At 36.6% G+C, this 8480-nt stretch carries 7 protein-coding genes; 1 reads left to right on the top strand and 6 read right to left on the bottom strand.

What is annotated here, in order from left to right; genetic code table 11:
* Positions 1-398 precede the first annotated feature (398 nt).
* On the top strand, positions 399-1115 hold the full coding sequence (gene aqpZ / locus GNY06_RS12630; protein ID WP_166520415.1) for an aquaporin Z: 717 nt from the start codon (positions 399-401) through the stop codon (positions 1113-1115).
* A gap of 50 nt (positions 1116-1165) precedes the next feature.
* On the opposite strand, the gene GNY06_RS12625 is transcribed toward aqpZ, so the two are convergent.
* The 6 genes from GNY06_RS12625 to pfkA form a co-directional block, all read right to left on the bottom strand.
* On the bottom strand, positions 1166-2149 hold the full coding sequence (locus GNY06_RS12625) for a LuxE/PaaK family acyltransferase (RefSeq protein ID WP_166520414.1): 984 nt from the start codon (positions 2147-2149) through the stop codon (positions 1166-1168).
* A gap of 2 nt (positions 2150-2151) precedes the next feature.
* On the bottom strand, positions 2152-2919 hold the full coding sequence (locus GNY06_RS12620) for a UDP-2,3-diacylglucosamine diphosphatase (protein ID WP_166520413.1): 768 nt from the start codon (positions 2917-2919) through the stop codon (positions 2152-2154).
* 6 nt (positions 2920-2925) lie between these two features.
* Positions 2926-3378: a 6-pyruvoyl trahydropterin synthase family protein gene (locus GNY06_RS12615; protein ID WP_166520412.1), complete on the bottom strand. Its 453-nt coding sequence runs from the start codon at positions 3376-3378 to the stop codon at positions 2926-2928.
* A 141-nt stretch (positions 3379-3519) separates the two neighbouring features.
* Entirely contained in the window at positions 3520-5748 is a 2229-nt protein-coding gene (locus tag GNY06_RS12610) for a TonB-dependent receptor (protein ID WP_166520411.1), read from the bottom strand.
* Between the two features lie 226 nt (positions 5749-5974).
* The gene (gene gap, locus GNY06_RS12605) at positions 5975-6979 is read right to left on the bottom strand and encodes a type I glyceraldehyde-3-phosphate dehydrogenase (RefSeq protein ID WP_166520410.1); all 1005 of its coding nucleotides are present in this window, start codon (positions 6977-6979) and stop codon (positions 5975-5977) included.
* 32 nt (positions 6980-7011) lie between these two features.
* Positions 7012-7998, bottom strand: coding sequence for a 6-phosphofructokinase (pfkA, locus tag GNY06_RS12600; RefSeq protein WP_166520409.1), 987 nt, complete (start codon positions 7996-7998; stop codon positions 7012-7014).
* Between the last annotated feature and the right edge of the window lie 482 nt (positions 7999-8480).

Here is an 8480-nt window from a genome sequence, read left to right as displayed (position 1 = left end):
TCTTTATATATTGCCATTGGTTTTCAGTTAGATCAGTTAGGTATTTCATTCCTTTTTTTCCAAATATCCAACTTCTGAAAACCTTCCTAACAAAATTTTCTACACAAATTTAAACAGCCTCTAAAAGCTCACCTCTTCCCTCTGTTTTTGACAAATAAATAAGTTGTCTATGTGGAAAGAAGTAAGGTTCTCACTGAAAAATGACCGTTTAAGTTCTATGCATATAAGTATGTATAGTGTTGGTGTAATAAACTGAAAGATATTTGAAAACTCTCAAATCCAATGATAGCCTGACTTTTTGGACGTTTCGTTTTGGCGACCAGATAAAACTGAATAACCTTTCATTAAATTGCAGAATATTTTTTACATTTGGGTATCAAATTTAAAATATTATCTATATGAAAAAATTATTCGCTGAATTTTTCGGTACTTTTTGGCTAGTATTTGGAGGCTGTGGTAGCGCCGTATTTGCTGCTGGTGTGCCGGATATCGGTATAGGTTTAGCAGGCGTAGCCTTAGCTTTTGGATTAACCGTACTTACTATGGCTTATGCTCTGGGACCTATATCCGGAGGGCATTTTAATCCAGCTGTGTCTTTCGGTCTTTTAGCAGGAGGTAGATTTAAGTCTAAGGATCTTGTATCTTATGTAGTGGCTCAGTTATTAGGTGCTATATTAGCAGCTGCTTGTCTATATTTTATTCTGAAAGGAGCAGGAGCCTATTCTGCTGAGGGCGTTGGAGCTTTCGCTACTAATTTTTACGATCTTCCAGGCTATAATGGTAGGAGTTATTCTTTAGCAGCATCCTTTCTTACTGAATTTTTGCTCACCGCATTCTTTTTAATTGTAATTATGGGGGCTACGGATAAATGGGCAAATGGAAAATTTGCAGGATTGGCTATTGGATTGGCATTAACACTTATTCATTTAATTTCAATTCCTATCACCAATACATCTGTAAATCCCGCAAGATCTACTTCTCAGGCTTTATTCGTAGGGGGAGTGGCCCTGCAACAATTATGGCTGTTCTGGGTGGCACCTATTTTGGGTGGCATAGCCGGAGGTCTTATTTATAAATGTTTACTTCAGAAGGAGGATCACGAAGTGGTGATTTAGTAGAGTAGTTTGTCAAATATAAAAAATGAGCCCACATGTGGGCTCATTTTTTAACTTACTAAAAGACTACATCCCCTAATATCTGAATGATCTATCCTTCCCAGTACTTCAAATTTTGCGCTTCTCTTTTTTCCTAAATCTTGAGTAGCAATAAAAGAACAGCTGTGCTGATTAGCTAAATCTATAATATTGATAGCCCCTGTACGTCCCTCTTCCATATATGAAAAAGGGTCTTCAGTATGGCGGATCATAATGCGCATCCAAGGTGGAGAATTATACTGATTATTTCCTGTAGAATAAGCTTGAGAGAGTAATTCTGTCATGCTGTATTCTGAATATATTTTGGAAGTACCAAAACCAGATTGAAGATCATGTAGAAGCTGGTCTTTCGTAATTTCTTCTTTTCTGCCTTTCATTCCACCTGTTTCTATAACGATGCCGCTTTGCATCTTTAGATTAGAGGTATTCATTTTCTTTACGCTGTCCAAAAAGTCGAGTAAGGCAAAAGAAACACCAAATAAAATATACTTTTTTTGTTTCTTTTCTAGTTGATCAATCTGTCTCATCAGCTCTTCATGGTTGTATAGAAAATAACCGTTTTCGGCCTGATGGGAAATCTTCATAAGGTAATCCACCATGTATACTAATGAAGAGTTTTGCCTTTCTAGGTAGTTGGGGAGTAATCCTAGAAAAACGAATTCTTCAGGTTTGCCTATAAATAGTTCAAAACTCTTGGATATACTTTGCTCGTAGAGCTCGGGAGCACCTATCCAATGCTTAGAAAGATTCATCTGTGTAGTCCCACTACTCTGAAAATAAAATTGAGCTGTTCTACGCTCATCAAATATTCTGTGGTTTTTAAACATTTCTATCGGTAGAAAGGGGATGTCTTCTATTTGAGTAATATTTTCGGGACTTATATTGAGATAGTTTATAAATTTTTTATAAACTTCTATATTCTGATACTGATATCGGAAGGTTTCCAAACAAGCTTGTACAAAATCTTCTTCTGTTTTTATATTGAAAATATTCATTTCTAGCCTTCAAAAGTTTTTAATTCAAAATTGTGTCCATCGAAAATGCCATAGCTAAAATAGTCTATCCAATCGCCCAGATTGACGTATTGGGAAGAACCCCCGTTTAAAGCTAAAATCATAGGTAGGTGGCGATGTCCAAAAATGAAGTAATCAATTTTTTCAGTCTTTATTTTTTCTTTAGCATAGAGAATCAAGAATTCGTTTTCTTCACCTAGATATTCTTTGTTCTTTTCCCCACTAATCATTTTGTTTTTCTGAGAGAAGTAGAGAGCTATTCTCATTGCAATATCTGGATGTAGCCATTTGAAAAGCCATTGAGCTAGGGGGTTGGTGAAGAGTCTTTTCATTCTTTTGTAGCCCAGGTCTCCAGGGCCTAATCCGTCTCCATGGGCTAGAAGAAAATTTTGGCCTGCTATTTCATAATGTTGTTTAAAAAAATAAACGGGTACACCCAACTCCTCTTCAAAGTAAGACTTCATCCATAGATCGTGATTGCCTACAAAAAAATAAAACTCAATTCCGCTATCTTTTAGTTCGGCGATTTTTCCTAAAACTCTTATATAGCCCTTAGGGACTACATAGCGCCATTCATGCCAGAAATCGAATAAATCCCCCATCAGGAAGATGACTTGTGCCTCTTTTTTTATATCATCAAGCCAGCGGACGAATTTAGCCTCTCGAATTCTACTCTCTTTAGGGTTGGGAGCTCCGAAGTGTTGGTCGGATGCAAAATAAATTTTCTTACCTTCTTGTAACTCTATTTTCATAGAATATTAATTTTTATCTTGATCCTCTGCAAACCACTCGCCATAAGAATTTTCGGTTTCATGTAATTTTAGATATTCTAAACTAACACTTTTGGGGAGTCTATTTTTTATTCGACTGGCAATTTCATACAACATATTTTCACATGTCGGTTGAAAGTTGCAGTAAATGACTTTATGCCCCCTGGACTCAAGTTCATTACCCAATTCTTGGTGAGGGGAATTAGCATTGAGAAGTACCCCATGGTCCCAGGCATCCACAATCTGTTCGTTTACGATTTTTTTTATATCTCCAAAGTCTACGACCATGCCATTCTTGGGATTGTCTAAGTCATCAATAGGCTTTCCTTTTACCGTTACAAATAACTTGTAGGAATGACCGTGCATATTTTTACACTTACCATCATAATTGTAGAGTACATGTGCCGTTTCGAAAATGAATATTTTGGTAATTCGAATCATGCAGCAAAGATACGAATATGAGTTGAGAGTTGATAGTAAAGCTTACCAGTTGCACATAGGGTGCATGAATGGTTAAGCATGCGAATGTCATTTGAGGTTAGGTGCACTCTCAGCCTACTGATCAACTCCAACTCTATTTATTTAGTAATTAAAAATAAGCTTTAAAGTAAAATTTCTTCCCATATTGTATATACCTTGATATTTTGAAGAAGTTTCGGTCTGTTCAAAATATTTGAGCCTACTGAGATGCGACTGATAAGCTTTATCTAAAATATTGTTGACCTGAAAATTAAAAATAAGACGTTTAGAAGTTTTTAATTGCCATTGAGTGGAGAATCCCGCGTTCAGCAGAAAATAAGAGGGGGTATAGGTTTCTGTGTGATTTAATCCTAAATATCTATTTTGTGCAGCATTGAATTCAGCTTCTAACATGGGGCTGATATTTTTCCAGCTTTTCTTGGCGAGGGCAAAACTTTTTTCCAATTTTCCCAACCATTTTAAGGGGGCCATTAAGGGGAGATATTCTCCTTGTGTAGCTTTATTTTTAAATTCGGGTTTTCGGTTAACTCCATAGACTGTAGCAATACTATTGCTAAAAGACCAACCTTTCAAAGCTTGTGGGTGTAGGGAAAGATAAGCTTCAAATCCATATAGCCAGGCTTTTGCTTGTTGATATTGATAGGTACGATTGCCTTGGTTGTCGGTGATGGGCTTCCCATCTTTATCTAAAAGTACTGTCAGAAAAATAAAGTTATCCATATTATTATTGAAAACATTCAGTTCACCAGAAAAATTACTATAGTTGGCAATTAAACTTAGGTCTTCTTGGAAAGAAAATTCGGGTTTGAAATTTTTATTACCCAAATACACGATGTGAGCACCCGGATCTAAGCCATTAGAGGCTAATTCAGTGATGTTTGGCGATCTGTAAGCTCTTCCGACGTTTGCTTTTATATAAACTTCGGGTGAGAGTTTATAGCTGGCTCCCAAGCTGGCGGAAAAACCATTAAATTTCTTTTGATAATTTTCAAATTGCAAATCGGCTTCAGGGGTATTCGCGGAAACCTGTCTGTCGAATCCCGTCTGGGGATCTTCCGAGATATACAAATCATCCCAATGCAGCTTGCGATAGTCATAACGAATACCTCCACTGATATTCCAATTGTCTTTTGACCACTTGGTATAGATGAATAAACCAACGTCGGTTAAATTATAATTGGGGATAGGAAAGTCGGTTGCATCTTTGTTCTTGTTGTTTTGCAGCATTCCATTTGTGCCTACACTAAATTCGAAATTTCCCTTATTTATAGGATTGAATCTGAGGCTATAGTTGAGGGTATTGAGCCTTACAAACATACCGGCTTGTGAGGGTTGAGTAGGATGACTGTATTCTATTCTATTGTTGCGTTGATAACCTATATTGGCATATATATCACCTAATGATGTTTCATAGTGGTTATTGGTATACATCCTCAGGTGTTGTATCTTTTGGTGAAGGGCCGGCAGACTATAGGAATTTAGTTCTTTATCGCTTACCGTAGGACGTTCTTCAATAACATCCTCCTCATCTTCATAAATTTGTCGGGTAAATTTTCGGCTTCCAAGAGCTCTACTTCCGTCAGGAATCCCTTGACTGTTATCGTAATAAGTTAAATTGAGATGGGTGTAGTTATTTGCTTTTTGGTAGCCTACTAATAGAGAGAAATTTTTTTCGTTAAATCCAGTATTGTAGACACGCTTGTCAATTGAATTGCGGTAGTTCTTGGCCAACCTCAATGAGCTGGCTGTAGAGATGACCCAGTTGTTCTTATTCATATTCCAAATAAAACCAGTGCCAATTAAATTATGGTTGGTTTGATATTCGCTTATCACTTTTGTAGATTCCGTATTGGTGGGGATAGAGCTGTAAGGGTAGAAGCTGATGATACCGGCTATGGCATCTGATCCGTACATGAGGCTGGAAGGGCCTTTGATTACTTCGGCATTCGCAATGTTATAGGAGTCTATTTCAATTCCGTGTTCATCTCCCCATTGCTGTCCTTCTTGGCGGTGCCCATCGTAAAGCGTGAGTACTCTATTATATCCTAGTCCCCTTATGAAGGGCTTGGATACGTTGGGGCCTGTTTTTACGCTCACTAAACCAGGTGTATTTTGTACGAGTACATCGATAATATTAGATGCGTGTGTCTTTTCTATCATATCGGTACTAATTTTTTTGATGGGCAAAGGATTATCCTTTACGAAATTTTTTTTCGAAAGACCCGTCATCATCACTGCTTCTATACTGTTTTCTTTAAGGCTGTCTTTTAACTTCTGAGAGAAGAGAAGTTGGCTGCTTAAGGCTGAGATTAAAAGATATAGTTTCCACATAGTTACATTTGTGTATTTAAAAAGTTAGATAAATCTAATAAATTATTTTAAAATACAAACTATGGATGTTATTTTTAAATCATAAGTATTGATAATTAATTTTTTAAGCGCTTATTGTTAGATATAAGTCTTTATATTCTTAGAGTATCAGGTGAGTATATAGGAATATAAAAAAACTCTTCCTATTTCTAGGAAGAGTTTTAATAAATATAATGAATTTCTAATTTTATAGGGAAGCCGAATGAATTAATAGATCCGTTAATTTATTAGAATATCCAGTTTCATTATCGTACCAAGAAACTAGTTTTACGAAATTTGGAGACAGCATAATACCAGCATCTTTATCGAATACTGAAGTTTTCTTTTCTCCTATGAAGTCCTGAGATACTACCGCCTCTTCAGTATATCCCAGAATTCCTTTTAGTTCACCTTGGGAAGCTGTTTTAATAGCGGCACAGATTTCATCGTATGTCGTCGCTTTTTCTAATCTTACAGTTAGGTCTACAACTGATACATTAGCTGTTGGAACTCTGAAGGACATACCTGTTAGTTTTCCATTGAGGGAAGGAATAACCTTACCGACTGCTTTTGCAGCTCCGGTAGAAGATGGAATGATGTTGTTAAGCGCCGAACGTCCTCCTCTCCAGTCTTTTAAAGATGGACCATCTACAGTTTTTTGTGTGGCAGTAGCGGCATGTACGGTAGTCATCAAGCCTTCTACAATTCCAAAATTATCATGGATAACTTTAGCCAAAGGCGCTAAGCAGTTGGTCGTACAAGAAGCATTGGATAAGATTTTAATATCCTCTGTTAAGCTAGTATGGTTAACCCCCATTACAAACATAGGAGTATCGTCTTTTGGAGGAGCGGAAAGTATTACTTTTTTTGCACCTGCCTGAAGGTGGGCTTGGGCACTTTCTTTTGTCAAGAATAAGCCGGTAGATTCTACAATATATTCAGCTCCAACCTCACCCCATTTTAGGTTTTTAGGGTCTTTTTCTGCAGTTACACGTATTTTGTTTCCGTTGACCACCAGGTCATTGCCGGATACCGAAACTTCTCCTTTAAATTGCCCGTGTACAGAATCATATTTTAGCATATAGGCCATGTATTCTGCCTCAATGAGATCGTTGATACCCACTACCTCAATATTGTCTCTTTCTGTCATGGCTTTGAATACAAGACGACCAATTCTACCAAAACCGTTGATACCTACTTTGATTTTTGACATTTTAAAATAAATTTAGTTAATTATAAATAAAATTATGTGGCAAGAATTTCAGCGATTTTTATTAAATCACCATTCATTTCATTATGCTTTTTTATAGCTTCACCAATGGGAGTATAAACCAGTTGGTTAGCTCTTATTCCTGCCATCACGTTTGTTTTTCCTTCCATAAGTCCTATTACGGCACCATATCCTAGCCGACTGGCCAATACGCGGTCCGCACAACTTGGTGCCCCTCCTCGTTGTGTGTGGCCTAAAACAGAGACGCGAATATCAAAATCAGGAAACTCTGCTTTGGTTTGTTGGGCCAGTTCGTATATGCTACCCAGTTTTTCGCCTTCGGCGACTACCACAATATTGGAGGACTTTCCCGATTTTTTTGCTTTTCGGAAATTTCTAAAAAGATTTTCTATACTGTATTTTTTTTCTGGGATTAAAATATCCAGAGATCCAGTGGCTACACCACTATTTAAAGCGATGAAGCCTGCATCTCGTCCCATTACCTCAACGAAAAATACCCGATTATGTGAAGTAGCTGTATCCCTAATCTTGTCAATAGCTTCCATAGCTGTGTTAAGGGCGGTGTCATAGCCGATGGTGTGATCAGTACCGAAAATATCGTTGTCAATCGTTCCGGGTATTCCAATGACTTTGATACCAAACTCTTCATAAAAAATTTTAGCACCTGTAAATGTGCCATCACCTCCAATACACACTAAACCCTCAATACCTATCTTTTGGCATTGTTCAAAGGCTTTTTGTCTCCCTTCTTTGGTTTTAAATTCTAAGGAACGGGCAGATTTTAAAATAGTACCACCTTGGTTGATAATATTGTTAACCGAACGTGGTCCCATCTTGGTGAAATTGCCTTCCATTAATCCAGAATAACCTTCCCGAATTCCAAAGCAATCTAATTGATAATAGTTAGCTGTTCTGACAACTGCCCGAATGGCAGCATTCATTCCTGGAGCATCCCCCCCAGAAGTTAATACTCCGATTTTTTTTACCTGCGACTCAGTCATAAAAAAATATATAATGCGAATTTACGTATAAAAAAAGAATTTTTTTGCACATTATTTGTTCTATTTTTAGCAGTAAATGGTAAAGCTAAACTACTTTTTTTAGGAAAAATATTGCATTCTCTGGGGGAAGTTGTAAAAATAAGTTTTTAAACTAGGTGTTAAAGATGTTAATATCTCTTATGGAGAAGGGAATATAGACGGCAGAGGAAGTTTTTTGAAAGAGCTCATCTTATATGCTATATTTTCTAATTCCTAAATACACAAAAGGTTTAATCAATTAAAAAACTTTTAATATTTAATAAAGGAATCCTGAAAAATATCTTAAGCAGGTATGATTATTGTTTTAACAATATTAACCCGTGGTTCATTTAGGATAAAAAAAAGGGAGCTGCTCATTATTAGATTAATAGTCTAACAAACGATTAAATATGAACAGCTTTACCGCAAATTATGAAAAAATATTAGAGATACTGATAACAATT

Source organism: Elizabethkingia argenteiflava, from assembly GCF_009904105.1.
Classification (GTDB): Bacteria; Bacteroidota; Bacteroidia; order Flavobacteriales; family Weeksellaceae; genus Elizabethkingia; species Elizabethkingia argenteiflava.
This window is presented reverse-complemented; position numbering and strand designations above follow the sequence as displayed.